This is a genomic window from Streptomyces dioscori (assembly GCF_003024195.1).
Taxonomy (GTDB): domain Bacteria; phylum Actinomycetota; class Actinomycetes; order Streptomycetales; family Streptomycetaceae; genus Streptomyces; species Streptomyces dioscori.
Map to the genome: position 1 here is coordinate 135,101 of NZ_KZ679053.1, position 23,940 is coordinate 159,040.

A 23,940-nucleotide genomic window follows, 5' to 3' on the forward strand; every position below is an offset into this window, starting at 1 on the left:
TGCGTTCCGCTTCGCTGAACCGCTCGCGAACCGCTGCCGGGGCCGTTGCCGGAACAAATCGGCGACGTGCTCAGACCGCCATCCCCCCGCCCATGTCGATCATGGCCCCGTTCATCGCGCTGGCCGCGTCGCTGGCAAGGAAGGCCACCATGTTCGCGACCTCCTCAGGCAGCTCGTAGCGCTGGATGGCTGTCCTTCCGCGGGGGTAGAGCGTCTCGGGACGGTCTTCGGTCAGCGGACGGTCCGGGCCCCACATCGAGCCGGCGTTGACCCCGAGGACCTGGATCCCCTGGGGGCCGAGCTCCTTGCCCAGGAACCGGGTGAACTGCCCGAGTCCGGCCTTCAGGGCGCCGTACACGGTGAGCCACGGCATGGCCGAACTTCCGGCCTCGGAACCGATGTTGATGATCCGGCCCCTGCCCTCGGGCAGCATGTGGTCGAGCACGGCGCGCGTGCAGTACATCGGTCCGGTCAGCGTGCCGCGGACGGACCGGTCGATCTCCTCGCGCCCGAAGGTGACGAAGTCTCCGACGACGACGTCGGCCGCGTTGTTGACCAGGATGTCGATGCCGCCCAGCGCCTCGGCGGCCTCGGACATGACGGTCCGCACGCCGTCCCAGTCCATGACGTCGCCGTGGATCGGGACGACCTTGGTGCCCCACTTCTCGGCCGCCGCGGCAGCGACGCCGGCCGCGTCCGGTGCGGACGGGTGCCTGGAGAACCCGCGCTGACGTACCTGCTCCTGGCTCAGGTCGACCACCGCGACGTCCGCGCCCAGCCCGGCCAGCCTGTTCACGCAAGCCTGGCCGAGGTTGATACCCGCGCCACCCGTGACGACCGCACGCCGGCCTCGCAGGTCCAGCAGGTCGGTGACCCGCTTCCCGATGCTGTCGAGCGGGATGCGTTTCTCGTCCCACCACACCGTCTGCGATCCGTGGCCGGCGTCGATGTGGTCCTGGAGTACCTGCTGCATGAAATGCGTGCTCATCGGCGTTCCTCAGTCGTCGCGGAAAAGGTGGTGACGTCCCGTCCCCGGACGAGGGGCCGGAACATCGGGTAGGGCATGGGGTGCTGGTTGGCGCCGAGTTCCGGCGCTCCCCGCCAGCGGTACAGGCACAGGCAGCGACCGGGGCTGCGGTTGGTGATGTGCTCGGTGGTGGGTGTGGTCATCACGAAGCCGACCGCCTCGAAGAAGCGCGATGTCCGCACCAGGTCGGGCAGTGCCGTGTTCATCGCCAACAGCTCGATCGGCGTGGCGCCGCACTCGTCCGCGACGAGCTGGGCACGGGCGTCGATCGAACTGATGGGCCCGGGGAAGCGGGCGTGCCACGCGTTGAACCAGCCGACATAGGGTCTGTCCGGGCTCGCGGTCGGATCGACGGCCGCGAAGGAGAAGCGCTGGGACTGACTCGAAAGACGGATGCCGAGGAGCCGGGCCTGCTCCTGCCAGGGGATGCGTGGCTCGACGACCAGAGGTACGGCGAATCGGTCCGTGTAGGCGGCGGGCTGCTGCGGGACGCGTGGCAGCCCGGCGAGGTAGTCGGCAGGAGCGGTGCCGAGCCGGGCAGGGTAACCGGCCCGGACGTAGGCGTCGGTGGTCCGTGTCCACAGGTCGTCCCAGAGTGCCTTCAAGGGCGGGGTTGCCGACCGTGTGCGGACCCCGAGCATCCGGCCGTTGTCGCTGGGCCGGAGGTCGTAGGCGACCAGCAGGGAACCGGGGGTGGGCGGTTCGTTCTCGCGGCCCTCCTCCGGCTGGTCACCGTCGAAGCGCGCCGCGATGGTGCGCCCGTCGTAGGACGTGGCCAGCCGTGACCAGCTGCGCCGGTCATCGAGGTGATGGCCGGTCAGTACGTACTGGTCCTGGCCGGCCACGATGTACTGGTCGAGCGTCAGCATGGTCCGCCCGGCCGCCGCGATCGCCTTCAGCGTGGCCGTCTCGTCGAGGTCGAGCCAGGGCGCGTCGCGGGCAGCCTCGTAGTCGAACCACCCCCAGACGTCGCCGTCGTTGGTGAAGCCGTTGGCCGGGGACTCCGCGTAGGAATCCATGTCCGGGAACACCGCCCGGAACCGGTCCCTCGTGAGGTGCGAGCTGAGCTCGTGCGGCAGATACCCGACGGCCCGGCCCTCGCGCCGGAGGCCGAGTAGCTGTGTGTCGTCGAAGGGGCACGGGGTGACGGTGACCGGTACATCCAGCAGGCGGCCCCTTTCTGCCCAGATGGCCCGGTGCAAGCGCGTCTGCTGGGCGGCCGACAGCGGCTCTCGGGCCAGGGCATCGATGACCGGGGAGGCCGACGGGGCAGTCACGCGTGGCTCCGGTGGAGCACCTTCACCTCGGTGAAGGAGTGCAGCCCCCAATATCCGTTCTCCACGCCGATGCCGCTCCACTTCGCACCGCCGAAGGGCTGGTCGGGACGGAGGGCGAGGTGGGTGTTGACCCAGGCGGTACCGCAGTCCAGTTCGTCGGCCACGGCCGCCGCGCGGTCGGCGTCGGTGCCCCAGACCGAGCCCGAGAGCCCGAAGCGGGTGCCGTTGGCGCGCTCGACCGCCTCGTCCACGGAGCGGTAGGGCAGTACCGGGAGCACCGGCCCGAACTGCTCCTCATCGACGACGGCCATGCCGTCGGCGACCCCTCGCAGGATGGTCGGCCGGTAGAAGAAGCCGGGGCCGTCGACGACGGCCCCGCCGACGACGGCTTGCCCCCCGCGGCGGACCGCGTCGTCGACCAGCCCGGCCACGCGCTCCAGCTGAGGCACGTTGTTGAGAGGGCCGAGCCGGCTCTCCGGGTCGCTTCCGGCGCCGACCCGTACCGCGGCGGCGAGGGAAGCGAGAGCTTCGACCACTTCGTCGTAGCGGTCCTGCGGGGCGTACACACGCTTGACCGCGGAGCACACCTGCCCGTTGTTACGGAAGGCCGACCAGAAGAGCCGTTCGGCGACCGCCTCGACGTCGACGTCGTCGAGCAGGATCGCCGGGTCGTTGCCGCCGAGCTCCAGGGTGATGCGCTTCAGGTCCGGCGCCGCCGAGGCCGCGACGTGCTTGCCGGTGGCTACTGAGCCGGTGAAGGAGACCTTGCGCGGAACAGGATGCTCCGTCATGCGGGCACCAAGGGGGTCGGAGCCGCTCACCACGTTCAGGACACCGGCCGGCAGCACCTCGGACAGCACCTGACCGAGCAGGAGGGTCGCGAGCGGTGTGTAGGGCGAGGGCTTGAGGACCATGGTGTTGCCCGCCCGCAGTGCCGGCGCGATCTTCCACGCCGCCAGACTGAGAGGGAAGTTCCACGGCGTGATCGCGGCGACGACCCCGAGGGGGCGGCGCCGCACACGGATGTGGACCTTGTCGTCGTCCTGGAGGATCTCGTCGTCGACCTTGAGGCCGGCGAAGTGACGCAGCCACAGCGCCACCGAGCGCACTTCCATCCGGGAGTCGGCGAGTGGCTTTCCCTGCTCGCGGGTCAGCAGGGGGGCGATCGTGTCGGCCGCCGCGAGGACGGCGTCGGCAGCCGCAAGCAGTGACTTCCGCCTGGCGGACTCGTCCCGCTGCCAGGTCCGGTACGCGTCCTGGGCGGACTGCATCGCCTCGTCGAGCTGGGCCGTCGTGCACTCGGGCGCAGTGGCGAACGGTGCGCCGGTGGCGGGGTCGACCACCTCGAACGACCTCGAAGTGGTGACGGCGTTGCCGCCGATGGTCATCGAAAACTGGTCCGTCATCGCGGTCGGCCTTCCTGGCGGGGCAGCTGGAGCCGGCGACGTGTGCTGTCGACGTCGGCGATGGTGAGGTCGAGGGCGCGCGCCATGTCTGCCGCGCGCGCGACGAGCGGGGTGCTGCCCTGAGCCAACTCACCTTTGCGGAGGTAGAGCGTGTCCTCCAGTCCGGCCCGGCAGTTTCCGCCGAGTGCCAGCCCGATCGCCGTCAGCTCCAGGTTGGCCCGGCCGATGGCGATGACCTGCCAAGCCGCATCCTCGGGCAGCCTGCGCACCATCATCATGAGGTTCTCCGCGGTGGCGGCCATGCCGCCGCGGACCCCGAGGACGATGCTGAACTGCAGCGGCTCGACCAGCAGTCCTTCGTCCCGTAGCCGGAGGCAGGCGTCGAGATGCCCGGTGTCGTAGATTTCGAGCTCCGGTTTGACGCCGAGTTCCTGCATGCGGGCGGCGAGTCGGTGCACGCCGGCGGGTGGATTGCGGAACTCGCCCTCGCCGAAGCTCATGCTGCACGGGTTCAGCGTCGCCATCTCGGGGCGAAGCTCGACGAGTTGCTCACGCTCCTCGAACGGAACGCTCAAGCCCACTCCGGTCGACAACTGCACCAGGACGGGGCAGCGCTCCCGGATGAGTTCCACGGTTCGGGCCGCGATGGAGAGGTCTGCCGTCGGCCGGTCGTTGCGGTCACGCAGGTGGAGGTGAGCCACCGTGGCCCCCGCGGCGTAGGCCTCGGCGACCTGGTCGGCGATCTCGTCGGGCTGCGTCGGCAACCAGGCGTTGTCCTGCTTCGTCGCGATGGGGCCCGTCGGCGCCACGGTGATGATCACGCTCACGCCCGCCTCCTGAGGACTGGAGAAGCCTGAAGGTTCGTTGTCACAGACATACGGTATGTGGAGTATGATATCTCGGCAACCGTCAGTCGCCTCTGTCTTCATGGCAACTCGCGAGGCGCCCGGGACCATAAGAGAGCAGGAGCCCGTGGTCGATCCTGTGACCGTATCGGTCATAACCCACCGATTCGAAGCGATCGTGCAGGAGATGGGCGAGGCGATGCTGCGCACCGCCTACTCGCAGATCCTCAACTCAAGCAGGGACTTCTCCACAGCGATCACGGACCGCGAATCGCGGCTGGTCGCACAGGCGGAGCACGTTCCCATCCACGTGGGCTCGATGCCCTGGGCGGTCCGCGCCATCACGGACTTCTTCGGTGACTCGATCAACCCCGGAGACGTGTATCTGCTGAACGATCCCTACCACGGCGGCAACCACCTCCCGGACCTCACGACGTTCGTTCCGGTCTTCTTCGAGGACAAGCTGCTCTTCTGGTCGATCAACCGGTCCCACCAGAGCGACATCGGGGGTTCGACGCACGGCGCGTACAACCCGGCCGCGACCGAGATATGGCAGGAGGGGCTACGGATCACCCCGCTCAAGCTGTACGACGCGGGCACGGTCCGTGAGGACGTCATGCAGATGATCGCCATTAATGTGCGCCATGCCGACGACTTCCTGGGTGACCTCCGCGCGATGATCGGCTCCTCCTGGGTGGGAGAGAGGCGCATTCTGCAGCTGCTGGACGAGTACGGAACCGAAACGGTCACCGAAGCCATCGACGCCATACTCGACAGCGCCGAGAGCCAGACCCGGGCCTGCATCTCGACCTGGACCGACGGTGTCTACTTCGGTGAGGCCGTGCTGGACGACGACGGCCACGGCACCGAGGACATCCACATCCGGGCCCAGGTCACCGTCTCGGGCGACTCCCTCCACGTCGACCTGAGCGACTCCCACCCCCAGGTCACCGGCTTCATCAACTCGTCGTACCCGAACATGATGTCCGCGGTCCACATGGCCCTGTCCTTCCTCATCGAGCCGCGAACCCCGAAGAACTCGGGGACGTTCCGGCCGCTGACGGTGACGGCCAAGGAGGGCACGGTGGTGTGGGCACGTCCCCCGGCGCCCGTCACGCTGGCCACGAACCACTGCGCCCAGGAGATCGCCGAGTCGGTGATCAAGGCTCTGGTGGGAGCATGTCCCGACCGTGTGATCGCCGGCTGGGGTCGGCGGTTCCGGATTGCCATCAAGGGCGTCGACCCACGGACCGGCCGCCAGTTCATCTGGCACCTCTTCCACGCGCGGCCGGGGGGAGGCGCGTCCCCTGCGGGAGACGGATGGGAGACGGCGGGCGAGGGCCAGGCGATGGGCTCCTCCAAGTTCGGCTCGATCGAGGTCGCAGAGGTCCGCTTCCCCCTCTTCTTCGAACACCACGAGTTCCGCCCCGACTCCTTCGGCGACGGACAGTTCCGGGGAGGCGCCGGCTCGGTGCTGCGGCTCCGCATGGAGACCGAGGGGACGGCGGTGGCGAACACCGCCGGCGACGGGGTCAGACACCCGTCGTACGGGACGTGCGGTGGCCGCGACGGCGTTCCGCACCGGTACCGGCTCCTCGCGGGTGAGCACGTGCGGGAGCTGCGGACCAAGGAAGTCGACATCGAGGTACCGCCCCACTCGGTCTTCCTCGTCGAGTCCGCGGGCGGCGGTGGCTACGGACCACCGGCCGAGCGCTCTCCCGATGCCCGGCGGCAAGACATCGAGAACGGCTTCGTCTCGGCGGACGACACCACCGACCGCGCCCTCCTCACGACAGGGACCTGAACATGTACCGGATCGGCATCGACATCGGCGGCACCTTCACCGACCTGGCCGCCGTCGACGGCGACGGCAAGGTGGTGATCGCCAAATCCTCCTCCACCCCGCGAGACCCTTCCGACGGGCTGCTGGAGGGGCTGACCAAGCTCGCCGCCGCGCTGGGCACCACGCGTGAGCAGATGCTGCGTGAGACCGAACGGATCGTGCACGGCACCACAGTGGCCACCAACGCGCTGCTGGAGGGCAAGGGCGCGAAGGTCGCCCTGCTCACGACCGAGGGTCACCGGGACGTGATCGAGATGCGCGAAGGGATGAAGGAGGACCGCTACAACGTGCGGATGGCGCCGCAGCAGCCGCTGGTGCCACGGGCCCGGCGCTTCGGGGTCCGCGAACGGATGCGGGCGGACGGTACGGCGGCGATCCCCCTCGCAGCGCAGTCGCTCGCGGCCGCCGTCGAGGCGGCCGCAGCGTCGGGAGCCGAGGCGATCGCCGTCTGCTATCTCCATTCCTACCGCAACCCCGAGCACGAGCAGGAGACCGCTGCCGCGCTGCGCGGTCGGCTTCCGGATACCTACATCTCCCTCTCCAGCGAGGTCCTGCCGCAGATCAAGGAGTACGAGCGGGTGTGGACCACCGTGGTCAACGCCTACGTCGGCCCGGTACTGGCCGACTACCTGTCCCGGCTCAGCGGTCGCCTCGCGGACGCGGGCTACGCCGGTGAAGTCATGATCATGCACTCGCACGGCGGCGTGGCCACGATCCCGGAGTCGACCCGGCTCGCCGCCGGGGCCGTCCTGTCGGGGCCCGCCGGTGGTATCGCGGCCGCCCGGCAGGCCGCCAAGCTCGTCGGGACAGGGGAGCTGATCACCTTCGACATGGGAGGTACGAGCACCGACATCGCCCTGCTGCAGGACGGCGAGGCGCCGCTGAGCGCGGAGAAGCAGGTCGGTCTCGCCAAGGTTTCGCTGCCGACCCTGGACATTCACACGCTCGGCGCGGGTGGCGGCTCCATCGCCCGGGTCGACAGCGGCATCCTGCACGTCGGTCCGGAGAGCGCCGGCGCCCTGCCCGGTCCGGCGTGCTACGGCCGCGGAGGAACCGAGGCGACCGTCACCGACGCGAACGCCGTCCTCGGACTCCTCGACCCGGCCGGCTTCGCCGGCGGCGACCTTCCCCTGGACCCCGCCGCCGCCGAAGCCGCGGTTGCGGAAGTGGCATGCACGATGGGAGTGGCCACCGTCGAAGCCGCCGCCGGGATCTCCAAGGTCGTCAACACCACCATGGCCGAGGGCATTCGGATCATGTCGGTCCGTCGTGGCGTCGACCCGCGCGGCTTCACACTGGTCTCGTTCGGGGGAGCAGCGGGTGTGCACGTCACCGAGGTGGCGCGGCTGCTCGACATCAAGCGCGTGATCGTCCCCAATGTCGCCTCGGTCCTGTCGGCCTGGGGAATGCTCGCCACCGACCTGCGCTTCGAGATGGTGCGCTCCCACATCGGGGACGCCGCGTCCACCTCGGTCGACGCCATGCGCAAGGTGCTGCTCGACATGGAGAGCGAGGGCCGTGCCCGGCTCGACGGGTTCGACGGCCGGATCGAGGTCCAGCGTGCGCTCGACATGCGCTACGGCGAGCAGATCTACGAGATCACCGTCCCCGTCAACGACGTGGACGTCGATGCCGACGACTTCATCGACGAGGTCGTGGCGCGGTTCCACAAGCGCCACCAGCAGCTGTACGCCTACAACGCGCCCGGCCAGGAGGTGGTCATCGTGAACGCACGGACCACCATCGTCGGAAAGCTGCCGGAGCTACGCGCCGAGCCGCTGTCGACCGGCAACGGCCGCAGCGCGAAGGCCGGCGTACGGCAGGTCTACCTGGACGGCTGGACCGACGTACCGGTGCACCGGATGGAGACCGTGACGCAGGGGGAGTGCATCACCGGTCCCGCCCTCTACGAGTCGGCCACCACCACGGTGCTGCTGCGCGCCGGCGATTCCGCAGTCGTCGACGAGCACGGCTGGCTCGATATCCGCCTGTCCCAGCCGTCCGCCACGAGGAGGAGCCCATGACCACCACCGACGTCGAGGCCGCGCTGCGGGAAGTGCTCGCCGTGACCGAGGAGCGGTACGTCGCGAACAATCCCCGAAGTGAGCGCAGGTTCAGGCAGGCGGCGACCGTGATGCCCGGCGGCAACACACGGACCTCGCTCTACTACTCGCCGTTCCCGGTCACCTTCGTCGCGGGGGAGGGGCAGTTCCTCACCGATCTCGACGGGCACCGTTACGTCGACCTGCTCGGTGAGTACTCGGCCGGCCTCTACGGTCACTCCGACCCTGCGGTCCTGACCGCCGTGCGCAAGGTCCTCGACGAGGGGCTGTCGTACGGCGGCCCCAATCAGTACGAGGTGGAGCTGGCACAGGAGATCACCCACCGCTTTCCGTCGGTCGAGCTGGTGCGGTTCACGAACTCGGGAACCGAGGCGAACCTCTTCGCTATCGGGGCCGCCCGTGCCGTGACGGGCCGGAGCAAGGTGCTGGCCTTCGAGAGCGGCTATCACGGAGGCGTGCTCAGTTTCCGCGGCGAGGCTCCGCTCAACGCTCCGTACCCGTATGTCGTCTGCGAGTACAACGACGTGCCCGGGACCTTGGCCGCCATCCGCGAGCACCGTGACGATCTGGCCGCCGTCATCCTTGAGCCGATGCTCGGTGGTGGTGGCGCGGTGCCTGCGACCGCCGAGTTCGTCCGCGCGATCCGCGAGGCGACGACGCGCTACGACGTCGTGTTCATTCTCGACGAAGTGATGACCTCGCGACTGGCGCCGGGCGGACTTCAGGAACGGTTGGACGTGGTGCCCGACCTGACGACGTTCGGGAAATACATCGGTGCGGGCTTCGGCTTCGGTGCGTTCGGAGGCAGCCGGCGCCTGATGGAGCGGTTCGACCCGAGTGTGCCGGGCAGCCTGTCGCATCCCGGGACGTTCAACAACAACACGGTCACCATGGCAGCCGGCCTCGTCGGGCTGCGCGATGTCTTCACACCCGAGGCCGCCCGGGAGCTGAACGCGCGGGGGGACAGACTCCGGGACCGGCTGAACTCGCTCTTCATCGAGTACGACGTGGCCGTCCGGGCGACCGGTGTCGGCTCCATCATGGGGCTGCACTTCCAGCGTTCCCCCATAGTCAGTGGTCGCCACATCGCCCCGGCCCCCGACAAGCGCACCCTGCTGCATCTTGAGCTGATGCTGCGTGGTTTCTACATCGCGCGAAGGGGCTACCTGGCGCTTCCGCTCCCTGTGACCGATACGGACGTGGCCTCCTTCGTGGACGCCGTGGCGGACGTGGTGGCCACCCATCGACGCCTGCTCCGTTAGCGGCGACAGCCCGTCGGGCAAGGACCCGACCGGCTGTCGCCGGCGTTCGCTCAGTCCTCCGGCCCGGGGGCGAGGGTGACGAGGGCGGTGGCAATCTCGTCGAGGCGGGCAGGGGCGAGGGCATAGAGAACGTAGTAGCCCTCGCGCCGGGTGGTGGTGAGTCCTGCCTGGGTGAGCTGATGAAGGTGGCGGGAGGTGACGGAGGGGGACAGGCCGAGGAGAGAAGCGAGTTCTTGCGTGGTGCGGCTCTGGGCGGCGAGGTGGGTGACGATCCGCAGCCGTGGGGCGGCGGCCAGAGCCCGGAGCGCCGTGAGGGTGTCTTCCTGACTGGCGGGGCGGGCGGTCGAGGCGGGCGCGAGAGGCAGAGCGGGGTAGGTGATCCGCAGAGGCCAGGGGGCGTCGCAGGTGACGCGGACGTGGGGCCAGACGTAGTGGCTGGCGGTGAACGTCACGGGCTTCTCGCGTGTGACGGAGATGTCGTGGTCGTGCGGACGGTCCAGGCGCAGGGTCCGGCGGCCGGGGTCCACGCGGATCTGGGGAGCGAGGGTGCGGAGCATCGGGAACAGGCCGTGGTGGGCGATCCGGGCGCCTGAGCGGGTGATCGACTCGTACAAGGAGGGCTCGACGCGCTCCCACTCCTGGGCGAAAGCGGCGTCCCAGTAGTCCTCCAGCACGGTGAGCGCGTCGTCGAGGACGGGGAGGGGATCGGTGAGGATGCTCTCCAGGCGTGCCGCCCGGCCCGGGTCGCTGTGGCGGTACTCGGCGAGTACCGCGTCGCGGGTGGCGGGGTCGTCGACGAGGTCGTCCCCGGTGTGGCGGGTGCGGTCGACGAGCGTTCGGGCGAGTTCGGTGGCCAGCAGAGCGGGCGGCAGGCCCCGTACGGCCGCGAGCTGGTCCGCGAAGTCGGCGTCGTGATCACCGGTGCGGCTCTCGAAGAGGGCGGGGATGTAGTCGGCCACGACGAAGTCGTGCCCACGCATACGCCGGCGCAGGCCGGCGGGCAGGCGGCGGCACCGCCTGACCCAGGGGACGTGCAGGGCGTGGTGGCCGGGGGCGGTGAGGACGTGCCAGGAGTGGACGGCTTCGAGCAGGGGGGAGACGGAGAAGGCGATGTCCTCCTCGGCCGTCTCGGCGAAGCGCAGGGTGATCACGATTGCAGGATTTCACAATCAGTTGATCAAAACCGGTCGTCCCGGCCAGGCTCAGGAGGAGCAGACCGCGCGCCGTCCGGCCGCAGGTCGACCCCCCTCCGTTCCGAGCAAAGGCTGCAGGTGACCCTCACCGCACCGTCCTTCGCCGGTTGTGCGGCACAGATCAGGAAGTCCCAGCTCATGGTGAAGACGGAAAGCCTTCTCGCGTTCGCCGCGATGTCCCTCGTCGTGATCGCGATTCCCGGGCCGAGCGTCCTGTTCGTCGTCGGCCGCGCCCTCGCGCACGGCCGCCGCACCGCGCTCGCGACCGTCCTGGGCAACCTCCTGGGCTGCTACGCCCTCGTCCTCGCCGTCGCGCTCGGCGTCGGCGCCCTGGTCCAGAGCTCGACCACCGTCTTCACCGCCTTGAAGCTGGCCGGCGCCGTGTACCTGGTCTATCTCGGCGTCCAGGCGTACCGCCACCGTGGCCGGCTGCGCGCCGATCTGACGACCGGGGAGGGCGAACGGCGTGGTGATCTGCGCACCGTCCTGGACGGCCTGGTGGTGGGCGCCACGAACCCCAAGGGCCTGGTCTTCTTCGCCGCGGTCCTGCCCCAGTTCGTGAACCACGACGCGGGGAACATCCCGTTGCAGATGATGCTCCTCGGCCTGATCCATGCCGCGATCGGGCTGGTCTGCGACACCGTCTGGGGCCTGGGTGCCTCAGCGGCCAGGACCTGGTTCGCCGGCTCCGACCGGCGCCTGTCGATGATCGGCGGCGCGGGCGGCATCGCACTGATCGGCCTCGGGCTCACCGTCGCCACCACCCGCCAGTGACCCCGCTGCAACGTCCACCCCACGCGTCCGGCGGTGTGAGCGCCCCGGCTCCGCCCGCAGCCGCCTGCCTGTCGGTCTCCAGTGCCGTCGCCTTCGGCTCCGGCGCGTCCGGGTCGCGCAGCGGGCGCGGGGCGAAGCCATCAACCACCTGTGGCGTCAGGCGGGCTGACGGTCCAGGTCGAGCTGGAACAGCTTGATCGCGTTGCCGCGGACGATTTTGTACGTGGTTTCGGCGTCGATGCCGGCGAACTGCCCGGCGAGGTGCTCCAGGGTGTGCGGGTAGGGGCCGTCGGCGTGCGGGAAGTCGACCTCGAACATCAGGTTGTCGATGCCGATCCGGTGAGCCTGCTCGATGGCGTGCCGGTCGGCGAAGATGCAGCCGAACATGTTGCGTCGGATGTACGTGGAGGGCAGCTCCTGCATCTTGATCTCGCCGAGCCCCCACGTGTGGTGGGTGTAGGCGTGGTCCATCCGCTCCATCGCGTAGGGCAGCCAGCCGGCTTGGCCCTCGGAGTAGGCGAGCTTGAGGCGTGGGAACCGGTCGAGCACGCCGGAGAAGATGAAGTCGGCCATCGAGGCATATGAGTTGGAGAACTGGAGCGTCGTCGCGACGACGTCGGGTGCGTCCGGCGGCATCGGCATCATCTTCGACGACGAGCCGATGTGCATGCAGATGACGGTGCCGGTCTCCTCGCAGGCCGCGAAGAACGGATCCCAGTTGCCGTCGTGAATCGTCGGAAAGCCGAGGTGGCCGACGATCTCACTGAAGGTGACCGCACGGGCCCCCCGCGCCGCGTTGCGGCGCACCTCGGCCGCGGCGAGTGTCGGGTCCCACAGGGGCACGACCGGGAGCGGGATGTGCCGGCCTCCCGAGTCGCCGCACCACTCCTCGACGATGAAATTGTTGTAGGCCTCGACGCACGCGATCCCGAAGGCCCGGTCCTTGCTGGTCTGTTCACTGAACGCCTGACCGCAGAACCGCGGGAAGGTGGGGAAGGCGAGTGAGGCCTCGACATGCTGGGAGGTCATCGCCGCGAGCCTGGCCTGTGGGTCGTAGCACGCGGGGTGCATCTGGTCGTACGTCGCCGGCTCGTTACCGCGCATCGCGGCCGTGGTCTCGACGCCGTCGAGGATGAGGATGGGCCGTCGCAGCACGTACGCGGAGTCGCCGAACAACCAGACGTCGCCGGGGTCCCCGTCAGGGTCCTCGACCAGGCCGTTGAACAGCTTCGATTCCCTGCTGATCATTCGACGCTCCACCCGAGGTGCCCGGTCCTGGTACTTCGCCGGAAGCCACCTCTGGAACAGCGTCGGGGGCTCGATGATGTGGTCGTCGACGCTGATGATCATCGGTAGCTCGGTGGTCGTCATCCCGACTCCCTCTCGTCTCGATTGGCTTCCGCACACAATATCTCAGATATCATGGCCTGGCGAGGGTCCGTCCGAGGAGGACCACATCGCCGAGCGCGGCCACAAGCGCGATCTGAGGGTCGGGCAGCTGGTTGGCGGCGGACGAGCCTCGAAGCTGGCGCACCGCCTGGACGACACGCTGGATCCGCTGCGACTCCCCGGTGTGCGAATGCGACATCGTGCCGCCGTCGGTCACCACCGGATGGCGTCCGGTCACCTCGATCGCGCCGTCGGCGACGAAGTCCGGCCCTTCGCCGACGCCGCAGTAGCCGAACGCCTCGAAATACCGGATGATCTCCCAGCTGAAATTGTCGTACAGCTCGAAGACGTCGACATCCTCACGGGTCAGCCCGGCGCGTGCGAAGGCGCGGTCGGCCGCGTCCCGGCCCAGCATCCCGACCCGTTCGTAGGTCGGTGGATGTGTGTAGCTCGGCCCCCAGCTCTCGGAACCACCGCCGAGCACGGAGACAGCGACGCCAGGGAGGTCCTGGGCGCGCTCCGCCGTGGTGAGGACGAGAGCACTGCCTCCTTCGGCGGTCGTGGCGCACTCCAGCAGGTGGTAGGGGTCCGCGACCATGCGTGAGGCCAGAATGTCCTCTGCCGTGAACGGGCCGCGACCGCAGTACACGGCCTCCGGGTTCCGTGAACCGTTGTTCCGGATCACTGCTGCCACCTGGGCGACCTTGAGCGGGTCGACCGAGAACCTGTGCATGTACTGCTTGGCCGAGAGGGCGAACTCGGCGGGAGTCATCAGTCCCCAGCACTCGATGAACTCGTTCGAGGGCCGGGTCCAGGGCGCCGTGGTCGCGGCGTTCTGATGAATCCCGGCCTCGCCGGCGGCAAGCACCACGACGTCGGTGACACCGGCCTCGATCGCGGTGGCCGCCTCAAGGACCGATGCGGCACCAGGCATGGCGCGGCCGGCCCAGAAGTAGGGGATGCCCAGCGCGTAACCGAACTTACGCGAGCCGTTCTGATAGTCCAGTCCCGGCAGGATGTTGACGCCGGTGACGTCCTTGACGGTGAGGCCGGCGTCGCTCAACGCACCCCTGATCGCGGCCGCGGTCACGGTGTCGGACGTCTCGCCCGCCAGCTTGCGCGCCTGTCGCGTGTTGAACGCACCCACGATGACCGGCTGTCGGCTTCTCACGGGCGCCGCCCGGTCGCCGCCGCAAGCTCGAAGAACGGCAGGGCGACGTCCGCGGACTCCTGATGGAACCTGACCCGAACTGCGGCCCCGATCAGGTCCGTGTCCGGCTCGGCACCGACGATGTTCGTGAACATCTCGTACTCCTCCTCCAGCCGGATCACGGCCACGACGTAGGGCGGGTCGAAGGCCGGAGTCGGTGGCCGCCAGACGACGGTGAAGGTGACGACGTGGCCGCGCCCCGAGGACTCGACCCACGCGTAGTCGGTGTCCAGGCAGTGGGGACAGAAGGCGCTGGGGATGAAGAAGCACCGCTCACAGTTCGCGCAGCGCTGCACGAGAAGTCTTCCGCCGAGGCAGCCGTCCCAGAACGGGCGCGACAGGTCGGTGGGTCGGGGCAGGGGGCGCATGGCGGGGCTCACCTGGCGACCACGGCGGCGGACTGCGCCATCGCGTCGAGCAACTGGTCCATGATGCGCAGCGCGTGGCCCGAGAGGAGGGTGCTCGCCGCGGTGGAGTTGCGCTCGCACAGGGCGTCGGCGATCTCCAGGTGTTCGAGCGCGTCGGGGACCAGGTCGCGGACCAGGCCGACGTCCCGCCGGCGCAGTGCGACCGTCAGGACGAAGGCGTCCTCGACGGCGGAACGCATGCACCCGTTTCCCGAGGCGTTCGCCACCGCCACATGGAACTCCTGGTCTGCCCGCCGGAAGCCGGAGGGATCGCCGCCGCGGGCGCAGTCCAGGGACTCGGCGGCCCACCGTGCGATGACTTCGAGCTGTTCGCCCGTGGCGTGGCGGGAGGCGTAGGTCGCGGCGTCCGACTCCAGAACGGCGCGGTACTCGAACGCCTCCCGTACCGACCGGGCCGAGGCGAGCGTGACGCGGAGCCCTCGCGGTGTCGGCTCCACGAGTCCGATGCGGCGCATCCGCAGGAGCGCTTCGCGGACCGGTGTCTTGCTCACCATCAGCTCCCTGGCGAGCGTCGCCTCGCTGACCGGGCTGCCGGGTGGCAGTGACGCATTGACGATGCGGTCGCGAATCTCGGCGAATACGAGGTCGGTGAGGTTGTCAGGTCTCTGGATCATGGGGTGGCCACTCTTTGCCTCGCTTTCGCGCCTGGTGGGGCAACTCGATCTTGAGATATCAGACATTGACATGTGCTGTATGGGATATCGTATCTCGAAACGAGGAGGCTGTCATGAGCTACGCACTGCACGAGGGGATCACCTGGCCCGGCGACCTGCCGGACAAGGAACTCCGAGAGCACTTCGCGTTCCTGGGCCGGCTGCGTGTTCTTGAGGTCGGCGACGAGCTTGGCGAATACTGTGGGAAGGTCTTGGCCGGTCTGGGCGCGGATGTGGTGCGGGTCGAGCCGCCGGGCGGTGCGAAGACCAGGACGTACGGCCCGTTCCTCGACGACGAGCCCCATCCCGATCGCAGTCTGCACTTCTGGCACCACAACCTGGGAAAGCGTTCGATCGTCCTCGACCTGGACTCGGAAACCGACCAGGAGCGATTCCGTACCCTGGCCGCCCAGGCGGATGTGGTCCTCGACAGCACGCCGCGGAACCACCTCCTCGAACGCGGCCTCGGGTACGACGCACTGCGACAGGTCCGGCCCGACCTGATCCACGCGAGGATCTCTCCGTTCGGCGACATCGGCCCATGGCGCGACTACGAGGGAAGCGACCTGGTCCATCTCGCCCTGGGCGGGGTGATGATGAACTGCGGCTACGATCCTGACCCGGCGAACGGATACGACACCCCACCCATCGCCCCCCAGATGTGGCAGGCGTACTACATCGCCGGCGAGATGGCGGCGATGTCGATCCTGGCGGCTCTGACCTACCGGCTGCACACGGGACGAGGACAGGCGCTGTCGACGAGCGTGCACCAGGCAGTGAGCCAGAACACCGAGACCGACCTACCGGACTGGATCTATCTCAAGCAGGTGCACCGCCGCGTGACGTGCCGGCACTCGACCACGTCGGCTCGCAGTCCTTCGATCGCTCAGACCAAGGACGGCCGCTACGTCCTGCCGTACCGGACCTATGTGCGCTCCCAGGGCGACGAATGGGACGCCACCGTAGAGCTCCTGCGCACGTACGGATTCGAGGCCGACCTGGACGACCCCAAGTACGCCACGGACTACCGGAACAGCGATGAGGCGCGGGACCGGCTGGCACATCAGGTCAACCTCCTCCTCGGGCAGACCCTGTTCGAGCGAGACGTGTGGCGTGACGCACAGGCGCTGAATCTTCCCTGGACACCGGTGCGGCGCCCCGAGGAGAACGCCACGGACGAGCACTGGCTGCAGAGAGGCGCGTTCTTCGACGTCCACCACCCCGAGCTCGACCGTACCTTCCTCTACACCGGCGGGAAGTGGGTCACGGAGGAGTTCGAATGGCCCCGCGGACCGCGGCCGCCGCTGGTGGGTGAGCACACCGACGAGATCGAGGCAGAGTGGAACCGTGGCCGGCCACAACAGCGACCGGCCTACACCTCACCTCGCAACGAAACGACCGTCACCAGCCCGCACGGCAAGCCGTTCGCCCTGTCCGGCGTGCGCGTCGTCGACATGAGCTGGATGCTGGCGAGTGCCGGCGCAGGTCGTTTCCTCGCTGCTTCGGGCGCCGACGTCATCAAGGTCGAGCACATCAGCCGACCGGACCGCATGAGGTTCAGTCCGCTCGGCGCCTGCCCACCAGGAGGCCGCGCCGAACGGGACGCCGCTGTGGACGCCCTGCCCACCCCGGTCTACACGGGGGACGACGGCAGCCCGAACCGCAGTGGCTCCTTCATGGAGATCAACTCCGGCAAGCGGTCGCTCTCCCTCAACCTGAAGCACCCGGAGTCACGGAAGATCCTCGAAGACCTGATCAGGGATGCCGACATGGTCCTGGAGGGCTTCTCGCCCGGCACGATGACCCGGATGGGACTCGGCTACGACCGGCTGCGGGAACTCAACCCGCGCATCATCTACGTGCAGCAGAGCGGCCTGGGCGAGCGGGGGAGCTACGGCAAGGTGCGCACCTTCGGGCCCAGCGCCCAGGCGATCTCCGGGATCAGCGACATGTCGGGACTGCCCGCCCCCTTTCCGCCGGCGGGGATCGGCTACTCCTACCTGGACTGGTTCGGGGCGTACAACATGTCGACGGCCATACTCGCCGCGCTCTACCGGCGCGATGTCACAGGGCTGGGCTGCCATATCGACGCGTCCCAGGGCGAGACGGGCCTGTATCTCACCGGGACGGCGATCCTGGACAAGACCGCCAACGGCCGCGACTGGGCTCGTTACGGCAACGCCTCCCCGTACAAGAAGGCCGCTCCGCACGGGGCGTTCCCCACGCGGGGCGACGACCGTTGGCTGGCGCTGGCGTCGTTCACCGATGCCCACTGGTACGGCGTGACCGACGTCCTCGGTATCGAGGAACTGCGTGACGACCACCGTTTCACCAGACTGGTGGACCGGATCGAGAACGCTGACGCACTGCATGGGTACCTGGCCGAGGTGACCCGGAACTGGGACGGCTTCGAGCTCATGCATGAGCTGCAAGCGAGGGGAGTGCCCGCCGGCGTGTGCCAGACCGCAGAGGATCGTCACGAGTCCGATCCGCAACTGGACGCACTCGGCTGGCAGGTGGAGCTGGAGCAGAGTGAACTCGGCCGCTGGCCGGTCAAGGAGCATCCGACCTGGTTCTCCGAGACGCCCACCTACATCGGCGGCAGATACGGCCGGTCGGGGCCGAGCTACGGGGAGGACACCGACCAAGTGCTCAAGGAACTCGCCGGGCTCGACGCCGCCCGGATCGCCGAGCTCCGCGCGGACGGAGCGCTCTGACCGGTTGGTCTTGACGTCGACGCCGGGCAGCGACGTCAAGACCACTGCGAGGGACGGGTGTCGACGCACGCACACCCGTCAGGTCCTCGACGGACCGACAAGGCGGACAGGAGCGATGATCTGCTCCGCAGCCGTACCGGCAGTCCGGCCGTCTCCCTCAGGAGGCGAGCCGGACTGTCTCGATGACCGAGGTGCAGGTCCGGGCCGCGATGGCTTCGGCGCCCCCGACGCAGCTGAGGACGAAGAGCGTCCGACCGTCATGGCCGCCGACCGCGCAAGCCAACGGCATCCGGTCGCCGAAGCCGACGACATCGGCGACGGCGCCGCCTTCGAGGACCCTCCGGACGTCGGACGTCCACGGCGATGCGCACCAGATCCCTTCTGCCGGGTCGACGGAGATCCCGTCGGCGCCGGCCGGTGCGAGATCGGCCCACGTCCGGCGCGCGGAGAGTGACCCGTCCACCCCACGGTCGTACGCCGTCAGCCGTTGAGCTGGGAACTCCGCGACGACGTAGGTGTCCCCGCCGTCGAGGAAGGCCGGCCCGTTGGGTGCGTCGAGCCGCTCGGCGACCACCCTCGCGCGGCCGTCCGCCTCGACCAGGATCACGACGCCGTCCGCGTCGACAGGTCGCTTCTCAGCGTTCGAGTGAGTGCCCATCGAGCCGACGTAGGCGCGCCCCTGGTCGTCTACCACCATGTCGTTGAGTCCGCCTACGGCCAGCTCGGACAGGTCGGCGTGTACGACGACCTCGCCCGTGGTGTCGAGTCGGAGGATGTTCGGTTCACTGAGGTTCACGATGAGCAGCCGGCCGTCGGGCAGGAAGCCGAGGCCACTGGGACGCTCACCGCCGGTGAACTCCACGACCACCTCTGCTCGACCCGACTCGTCGACCGTCATCACACGGTGCGCGAATATGTCCGAGAACCAGAGTCGGCCGTCTCGCCACCGTGGACTCTCGGCGAACGTCAAGCCGTCGAGCAGGGTCCGAGGGACCCATCGGCGACTCACAGGCCCGCCATGGCTGTCACCGCGTCCAGCGCGCGCAGGGTCTCGTCCGGGGTCGGCGGCGGGGCCGACAAGGTCGCGACGCCGACCGCCGCCCAGTCCTCCAACGGGATGCGGGTGCCCGGGTGGTTGTAGAGGAGGACCATCAGACGTTCGACGCCGGCCGCGGCGTACGCCTCACGGATGTCCTCGCCGGGGTCGCGTACACCGACGGTGACGGACACCTCGCTCGGGTCCCGTCCGATCCGTGCGCACTCGGCGTCGATGGCGGCCCGGAACTCGGCAACCTGTGCCGGTGTCACGCCGGTGGCGAGCCATCCGTCAGCCCAGGTGGCGATACGCCTCGCGGCGACCGGTGTGGGCTGCGCGCCCACGATCACGGGCGGATGCGGGCGCTGTATGGGCCGTGGATCGCAGACCATCTCCGGGAAGGCGACGAGGTCCCCGTCGTACCGCGCCGACTCGTTGGCCCACAGCTCCTTCATCGCCGCGACGGCCTGGATGGTGTAACCCCAGGGCTTGGCTGCCGCGGCCGGGTTGTGGAGCTCGGTGACCTCGCGCAGCCATCCGGTGCCGAGGCCGAACATGAAGCGGCCTCCGCTGAACGCGTCCAGGGTGGAGACGGCCTTGGCGAGTGTGAGCGGCGTATGTTCCGGCACCAGGCAGACGCCGGTGGCGACGCGAAGGCTGCTGGTGACGGCGGTCATCATGCTCAGGACGACGAACGGGTCTGCCATCTGGTGGTAGACGTCGGGGATCTCGCCGCCGGTCATGGGGAAGGCGATACCCGGGTGTTTGGGTACGACGGTGTGTTCGGGGGCCCAGTACGACTCGAATCCCCGGGATTCGAGCTCCCGTGCCAGTGTGACGGCGTCGATCGTACGAGTCGTGACAGCGAGCTGAGCGCCGATCTTCATCTGGAGCATCCGCCCTTCGTGGTGGGTGCAGGAGGTGGGCGCGACGCGCTCGGACCTGCCGCATGAGTCTCGGGCGTGAACACGTGCACCGACCAGGGTGACGTCTCGCAGAACAGAACACCGACCGCCCCGTTTCGACTGGTTCTGCGAGCCGGAACGAAGTCGTGGAGCCGCGACCGGGCTGCTGTTTGACTCAGGGCGCCGAGCGTCCGCCGGGCCCACAACTCGTGGCACGGGGGCCCTAGACGTTGCTGGAGGAGAGACCATGAAGGTCGGAGTCCACTTCAACTTTCAGAACTACCTCGACTGGGACCGTTTCCTTTCGAAGGCTCCCGGCCCGCCGAAGGTGACCGACCAGCAGATCTATGACGAGGAGATCGCGCTGGCCGAGCTGGTCGAGCCGCTGGGCTTCGACTCGTACTGGGCGATCGACCACCACTTCACGCCGTACGTCATGACCGGTGGGGCGCTGCAGCACCTGACCTTCATGGCCGGCCGGACCAGCAGCATCGACTTCGGCACGATGATCGTGGTGCTGCCCTGGTACGACCCGATCGTGGTCGCGGACCAGATCAGCGCGCTCGACAATCTGCTGCAGGGCCGCCAGCTCACCCTGGGCATGGGCCGGGGCGCGGCGGTCCGGGAGTTCGACGCGTTCCGCGTGCCCATGGCCGAGGCGCGCAGCCGCTTCAACGAGACCCTGGACATCCTTCGCAAGGCGATGTCCCAGGAGTGGTTCTCGCACGAGGGCGAGCATTTCACGATCCCCGAGACCACGATCCGTCCTTCCTACCGCAACCCGCAGCGGCTCATGGACCGTATGAGGATCGCGTGGACCAGTCCGGAGACGCTTCCCATCGCGGCCAATGCCGGGCTGGGAATGCTGATGACGAACCAGAAGAGCTGGGACGACTACTCGTCGGACGTCGCGGCGTTCAACAGCATTCGGGCGGGCAACGGACTCAAGCCGACTCAGCCCACTGTCGTGGTGCGGATGACCTGCGCCGAGACGGAGGAGGAGGCCTGGCAGGCCATGAAGGTGCACTCCCTCGAAGCGGGCGAGAGCAGCAGGCGCCACTACCAGTTCGACGACCCCGAGCGATTCCGCAACACCAAGGGGTACGAGCAGTACGCCAAGCTCAGCAACGCGATCACCGACCAGGAGACCCTGGCGGAGAAGAGCGCGCGCCCGCAGGCGTGGGGCACACCGGACCAGGTCTTCGAAAAGCTCAAGGAGATTCAGCGCAAGACCAGCGCGGACGAGTTCGTCCTCAATGTGCGGTTCGGGGCGATGCCGAGCGAGCAGGCCGAGCGATCCATGCGGCTCTTCGCGAAGGAGGTGCTGCCGCGGCTGCACGAGCTGGAGGCACCCCTCGCAGCCGAGATGCGCGGCGCGGTCGACGGCGCCGGCCATGTGGCCTTCGGCAACGCTGAAGAGCCGACCCGCCTGGGCCTGTGACCCGATACCGCTGAGAGGGACGAGATCATGGGGAACGACTACTTCAAGAAGCTCTACTCCCGCGCTGTCGAGGCGGGTGACAGCCTTGAGGTCCTGTGGGACGAGCAGCGCATGCCGTTCGACTCGGTCGAGAAGCGCCTGACGGACCTGCTCGATTTGCGTGGCAGGAAGGTGGTCATCACCGGCGGAGGTGGCGCGGGGCTCGGGCAGGCCTGCGCCAATCGGTTCGCCGGCCTCGGTGCCGACGTCGCCCTGGTCGACATCAAGGTCGAGACCACGGACGCGACCGGAAGCATGCCGCAGTACTCCGGTCCGGACCCGCACGGCGTGGCCTCCCGGGTGGCCGAGAAGTGGGGGACCCGGGCCTTCGGCGTCCATGGTGACGCGACGGACTGGGACGACGTCCAGCGGTGGATGGCGGAATGTCACTCGCTGCTGGGCGGAATCGACGTCCTGGTCAACAGCGCCGTCGACGTCGCCGTAGTGGACTTCAGTACGGCCACCCGGGACGATCTCGACCGCTCCATCCGGGGCACCATGGCCGGACCGATGTACGCGAGCAGAGCTGTTCTCGACTACATGATTCCGCAGGGCCGCGGACACATCATCAACATCGGCAGTGCCTCCGCGAACATGCCGACTGCGCCGAAGAACCTCCTCTATGGCACCGGCAAGAGCTGGCTCGCCTCCTTCACCAAGTTCCTCGCCGCCGAGGTCATCCACCACGGCATCCGCGTGGCCGGGGTGAACCCGGCGTCGATGGTGCGCACCAAGGAGAAGATCCCGGTGCTCAACGACATGTGGTTCTACTCCCTGATCCGCAACCAACTGGGCCGTTACCTCCTGCACGAGGAGACGGCCAACGTGGTCGCGTTCCTCGCCACGGACGCGGCGAGCGCCATCGTCGGTGAGGTCATCGGCACCGACGGCGGCTCGTCTCTCTGACGAGTGGCTGTGCACGACATCGGTCGATCACCAGAATCAGCATCCTCAGTACACGACTTCGCCCCGCCGCCGATCGTCCGGCCGGCGGGGCGAGTCAGTGAGGCCGAGGAGCGGTGACAGGCCCAGTTGACGGTCCTGGCCGGCAGGCGCCGGAACGCCGTACGGGCGCGCTGCTGCGGACAACGAGGCAGAACGATCGGTCCTAACGGAATTCGTAACACCGCCATACCGGACACCGGCACAACCGCGGCCGCGTGGCGGGCGGCCATCGACGTTCGACCGGCAGGTCTACCGCCAACGCAACGTCGTCGAACGCCGCTTCAACCAGCTCAAGGCTTCCGCGGTATCGCCACCCGATACGAGAAGACCGCAACCTCCTAAGAAGCGGCGGTCACACTCGCGTCGTTCCTGCTCCGGGCAAGATCCGTTTGAGGACGCGCCCTAGTTCTTGAGCAGGTTCGCGCGGAGGAGTTCGTTGATCAGGCGCTCGGTCTCAGGTCCGTTCTCGGGGAGTTCAGCACCGTGGGTCTGAGGAAGACGCCGCATCGTCACGGTGACTCCGTCATCGACGAGGCGCCGGGCGTACGCGCTGCCTTCGTCGCGCAGGACGTCGTAGTCGCCCAGGACGACGAGCGTGGGGGGCAGGCCGCGGAGGTTGGACGCGTGCATGGGGGAGGCGTAGGGATGATGTGCGTCGGCCGGGGAGGCGAGGTACATGTCCCACATCTCCAAGGCGTTCTGTCGGGTCATGACGTAGCCCTCGGCGAACAGGCGCATCGAGGCGGTGTTGCAGCCGCTGTCGGTGACCGGGATGTTGAGCACCTGTGCGGAGAGGGCCGGCCCCTCTCGGTCGCGGCTCATCAGCGCCACCCCGGCGGTCAGGTTGCCGCCTGCGCTGCCGCCGCCCACCGCGAGTCTGGCCGGGTCGACACCGAGCTGGTCGGCATTGGCCGCGACCCAGGTCAGAGCCGTGTAGCAGTCCTCGACAGGGATCGGGAACTTGTGGTCCGGCGCCAACCGGTAGTCGACGTCGATGACGACGACGCCGAGTTCGCGGGCACGCGCGCCGTGCACCATGGCGTTGGCCCGCAGCACGTCGAGCCCGCCGCCGATCCAGAAGCCTCCGCCGTGGAAGTGCAGGTAGGCGGGTGCCGTCGCCACGTCGACGGGCCGGTACACGATCGCGTCGATCGAACCGGTCGTGCACGCGGCGCAGGCGGACCATCCGCACTCCCCGGTGACAGGAATGCGGATCTCGCTCACCTCGACACCTTCGATGGCCGGCGGCGTTGTGCCGCCTCCGCTCATCTGCGCCTGCTGCCTCGCGCGCTCCTGCGCGACCTCGGTGAACCATGCGTCCCGTGCGACGGGGTCGGCCGGCGGCTGCCTGACGGCGGGAGCCTGGCTGTTGGCCAGGAGGGGCGTGATCTGTTCGATGATCTCGCGAAGTCGGGGTTCCGTGACCAGTTCCATGGATGGGAACCCTAAGGTCCGCACCACCGAATGTCTATATCAGATACCGTATC

General features: G+C 68.6%; 19 protein-coding genes. 7 read left to right on the forward strand and 12 right to left on the reverse strand.

Annotated elements, in window-relative coordinates; all coding sequences use genetic code 11:
• Positions 1 to 70 precede the first annotated feature (70 nt).
• From C6Y14_RS33880 to C6Y14_RS33895, 4 genes are read right to left on the reverse strand one after another with little or no spacing between them, the layout of a single operon-like run.
• Positions 71 to 988, reverse strand: coding sequence for an SDR family NAD(P)-dependent oxidoreductase (locus C6Y14_RS33880; RefSeq protein WP_107020707.1), 918 nt, complete (start codon positions 986 to 988; stop codon positions 71 to 73).
• Positions 985 to 2,304: a hypothetical protein gene (locus C6Y14_RS33885; RefSeq protein ID WP_107020708.1), complete on the reverse strand. Its 1,320-nt coding sequence runs from the start codon at positions 2,302 to 2,304 to the stop codon at positions 985 to 987. The genes C6Y14_RS33880 and C6Y14_RS33885 overlap by 4 nt, the downstream gene beginning before the upstream one ends.
• Positions 2,301 to 3,710 carry an aldehyde dehydrogenase family protein gene (locus tag C6Y14_RS33890; protein WP_107020709.1) on the reverse strand — a complete coding sequence of 470 codons (1,410 nt, stop codon included), beginning with the start codon at positions 3,708 to 3,710 and terminating at the stop codon, positions 2,301 to 2,303. Before C6Y14_RS33890 ends, C6Y14_RS33885 begins: the two co-directional genes overlap by 4 nt.
• Complete coding sequence (locus C6Y14_RS33895) at positions 3,707 to 4,537, reverse strand: BKACE family enzyme (RefSeq protein ID WP_107020710.1); 831 nt, start codon at positions 4,535 to 4,537, stop codon at positions 3,707 to 3,709. Before C6Y14_RS33895 ends, C6Y14_RS33890 begins: the two co-directional genes overlap by 4 nt.
• Positions 4,538 to 4,694: 157 nt before the next feature.
• On the opposite strand from C6Y14_RS33895, the gene C6Y14_RS33900 reads away from it, so the two are divergent.
• Genes C6Y14_RS33900 through C6Y14_RS33910 form a run of 3 tightly spaced genes read left to right on the forward strand, consistent with a single transcriptional unit; the run spans position 4,695 to position 9,723 of the window.
• Positions 4,695 to 6,359 (forward strand): hydantoinase B/oxoprolinase family protein, encoded by a 1,665-nt coding sequence (locus C6Y14_RS33900; RefSeq protein ID WP_263973115.1) that lies wholly within the window; start codon positions 4,695 to 4,697, stop codon positions 6,357 to 6,359.
• A gap of 2 nt (positions 6,360 to 6,361) precedes the next feature.
• Positions 6,362 to 8,422 (forward strand): hydantoinase/oxoprolinase family protein, encoded by a 2,061-nt coding sequence (locus tag C6Y14_RS33905; protein WP_107020712.1) that lies wholly within the window; start codon positions 6,362 to 6,364, stop codon positions 8,420 to 8,422.
• On the forward strand, positions 8,419 to 9,723 hold the full coding sequence (locus C6Y14_RS33910) for an aspartate aminotransferase family protein (RefSeq protein ID WP_107020713.1): 1,305 nt from the start codon (positions 8,419 to 8,421) through the stop codon (positions 9,721 to 9,723). Before C6Y14_RS33905 ends, C6Y14_RS33910 begins: the two co-directional genes overlap by 4 nt.
• A 50-nt stretch (positions 9,724 to 9,773) precedes the next feature.
• Here C6Y14_RS33910 and C6Y14_RS33915 read toward each other — a convergent pair whose 3' ends face one another.
• Positions 9,774 to 10,874, reverse strand: coding sequence for an ArsR/SmtB family transcription factor (locus tag C6Y14_RS33915; RefSeq protein ID WP_107020714.1), 1,101 nt, complete (start codon positions 10,872 to 10,874; stop codon positions 9,774 to 9,776).
• A 180-nt stretch (positions 10,875 to 11,054) separates the two neighbouring features.
• Between C6Y14_RS33915 and C6Y14_RS33920 the strand changes: the two genes are divergently transcribed.
• Entirely contained in the window at positions 11,055 to 11,690 is a 636-nt protein-coding gene (locus tag C6Y14_RS33920) for a LysE family translocator (RefSeq protein ID WP_107020715.1), read from the forward strand.
• 156 nt (positions 11,691 to 11,846) lie between these two features.
• Here C6Y14_RS33920 and C6Y14_RS33925 read toward each other — a convergent pair whose 3' ends face one another.
• From C6Y14_RS33925 to C6Y14_RS33940, 4 genes are read right to left on the reverse strand one after another with little or no spacing between them, the layout of a single operon-like run.
• The gene (locus C6Y14_RS33925) at positions 11,847 to 13,061 is read right to left on the reverse strand and encodes an amidohydrolase family protein (protein WP_107020716.1); all 1,215 of its coding nucleotides are present in this window, start codon (positions 13,059 to 13,061) and stop codon (positions 11,847 to 11,849) included.
• Between the two features lie 49 nt (positions 13,062 to 13,110).
• Positions 13,111 to 14,250 (reverse strand): thiolase family protein, encoded by a 1,140-nt coding sequence (locus C6Y14_RS33930; protein WP_225891406.1) that lies wholly within the window; start codon positions 14,248 to 14,250, stop codon positions 13,111 to 13,113.
• Positions 14,247 to 14,657, reverse strand: coding sequence for a Zn-ribbon domain-containing OB-fold protein (locus tag C6Y14_RS33935; RefSeq protein ID WP_225891407.1), 411 nt, complete (start codon positions 14,655 to 14,657; stop codon positions 14,247 to 14,249). The genes C6Y14_RS33930 and C6Y14_RS33935 overlap by 4 nt, the downstream gene beginning before the upstream one ends.
• A gap of 8 nt (positions 14,658 to 14,665) precedes the next feature.
• Entirely contained in the window at positions 14,666 to 15,331 is a 666-nt protein-coding gene (locus tag C6Y14_RS33940; RefSeq protein ID WP_107020718.1) for a GntR family transcriptional regulator, read from the reverse strand.
• Positions 15,332 to 15,444: 113 nt separating this feature from the next.
• Between C6Y14_RS33940 and C6Y14_RS33945 the strand changes: the two genes are divergently transcribed.
• Positions 15,445 to 18,087 (forward strand): CaiB/BaiF CoA transferase family protein, encoded by a 2,643-nt coding sequence (locus C6Y14_RS33945; protein WP_107020719.1) that lies wholly within the window; start codon positions 15,445 to 15,447, stop codon positions 18,085 to 18,087.
• 157 nt (positions 18,088 to 18,244) lie between these two features.
• Here the strand turns inward: C6Y14_RS33945 and C6Y14_RS33950 are convergent, their stop codons facing one another.
• Both C6Y14_RS33950 and C6Y14_RS33955 read right to left on the reverse strand, forming a co-directional pair.
• Complete coding sequence (locus tag C6Y14_RS33950; protein ID WP_107020720.1) at positions 18,245 to 19,096, reverse strand: SMP-30/gluconolactonase/LRE family protein; 852 nt, start codon at positions 19,094 to 19,096, stop codon at positions 18,245 to 18,247.
• The gene (locus tag C6Y14_RS33955) at positions 19,093 to 20,019 is read right to left on the reverse strand and encodes a TIGR03619 family F420-dependent LLM class oxidoreductase (protein WP_225891408.1); all 927 of its coding nucleotides are present in this window, start codon (positions 20,017 to 20,019) and stop codon (positions 19,093 to 19,095) included. Before C6Y14_RS33955 ends, C6Y14_RS33950 begins: the two co-directional genes overlap by 4 nt.
• A gap of 256 nt (positions 20,020 to 20,275) precedes the next feature.
• On the opposite strand from C6Y14_RS33955, the gene C6Y14_RS33960 reads away from it, so the two are divergent.
• Positions 20,276 to 21,469: an LLM class flavin-dependent oxidoreductase gene (locus tag C6Y14_RS33960; RefSeq protein ID WP_107020721.1), complete on the forward strand. Its 1,194-nt coding sequence runs from the start codon at positions 20,276 to 20,278 to the stop codon at positions 21,467 to 21,469.
• A gap of 27 nt (positions 21,470 to 21,496) precedes the next feature.
• Positions 21,497 to 22,414, forward strand: coding sequence for an SDR family NAD(P)-dependent oxidoreductase (locus C6Y14_RS33965; protein ID WP_107020722.1), 918 nt, complete (start codon positions 21,497 to 21,499; stop codon positions 22,412 to 22,414).
• Positions 22,415 to 22,855: 441 nt separating this feature from the next.
• Here the strand turns inward: C6Y14_RS33965 and C6Y14_RS33975 are convergent, their stop codons facing one another.
• On the reverse strand, positions 22,856 to 23,887 hold the full coding sequence (locus C6Y14_RS33975; RefSeq protein ID WP_107020723.1) for an alpha/beta hydrolase: 1,032 nt from the start codon (positions 23,885 to 23,887) through the stop codon (positions 22,856 to 22,858).
• Positions 23,888 to 23,940 lie beyond the last annotated feature (53 nt).

Coding starts and splice junctions, on each gene's coding strand:
- C6Y14_RS33945 (WP_107020719.1), top strand. CDS start 15,445: ATGAGCTACGCACTGCACGAGGGGATCACCTGGCCCGGCGACCTGCCG.
- C6Y14_RS33905 (WP_107020712.1), top strand. CDS start 6,362: ATGTACCGGATCGGCATCGACATCGGCGGCACCTTCACCGACCTGGCC.
- C6Y14_RS33880 (WP_107020707.1), bottom strand. CDS start 988: ATGAGCACGCATTTCATGCAGCAGGTACTCCAGGACCACATCGACGCC.
- C6Y14_RS33935 (WP_225891407.1), bottom strand. CDS start 14,657: ATGCGCCCCCTGCCCCGACCCACCGACCTGTCGCGCCCGTTCTGGGAC.
- C6Y14_RS33955 (WP_225891408.1), bottom strand. CDS start 20,019: ATGCTCCAGATGAAGATCGGCGCTCAGCTCGCTGTCACGACTCGTACG.
- C6Y14_RS33960 (WP_107020721.1), top strand. CDS start 20,276: ATGAAGGTCGGAGTCCACTTCAACTTTCAGAACTACCTCGACTGGGAC.
- C6Y14_RS33940 (WP_107020718.1), bottom strand. CDS start 15,331: ATGATCCAGAGACCTGACAACCTCACCGACCTCGTATTCGCCGAGATT.
- C6Y14_RS33925 (WP_107020716.1), bottom strand. CDS start 13,061: ATGACGACCACCGAGCTACCGATGATCATCAGCGTCGACGACCACATC.
- C6Y14_RS33975 (WP_107020723.1), bottom strand. CDS start 23,887: ATGGAACTGGTCACGGAACCCCGACTTCGCGAGATCATCGAACAGATC.
- C6Y14_RS33965 (WP_107020722.1), top strand. CDS start 21,497: ATGGGGAACGACTACTTCAAGAAGCTCTACTCCCGCGCTGTCGAGGCG.
- C6Y14_RS33890 (WP_107020709.1), bottom strand. CDS start 3,710: ATGACGGACCAGTTTTCGATGACCATCGGCGGCAACGCCGTCACCACT.
- C6Y14_RS33920 (WP_107020715.1), top strand. CDS start 11,055: ATGGTGAAGACGGAAAGCCTTCTCGCGTTCGCCGCGATGTCCCTCGTC.
- C6Y14_RS33910 (WP_107020713.1), top strand. CDS start 8,419: ATGACCACCACCGACGTCGAGGCCGCGCTGCGGGAAGTGCTCGCCGTG.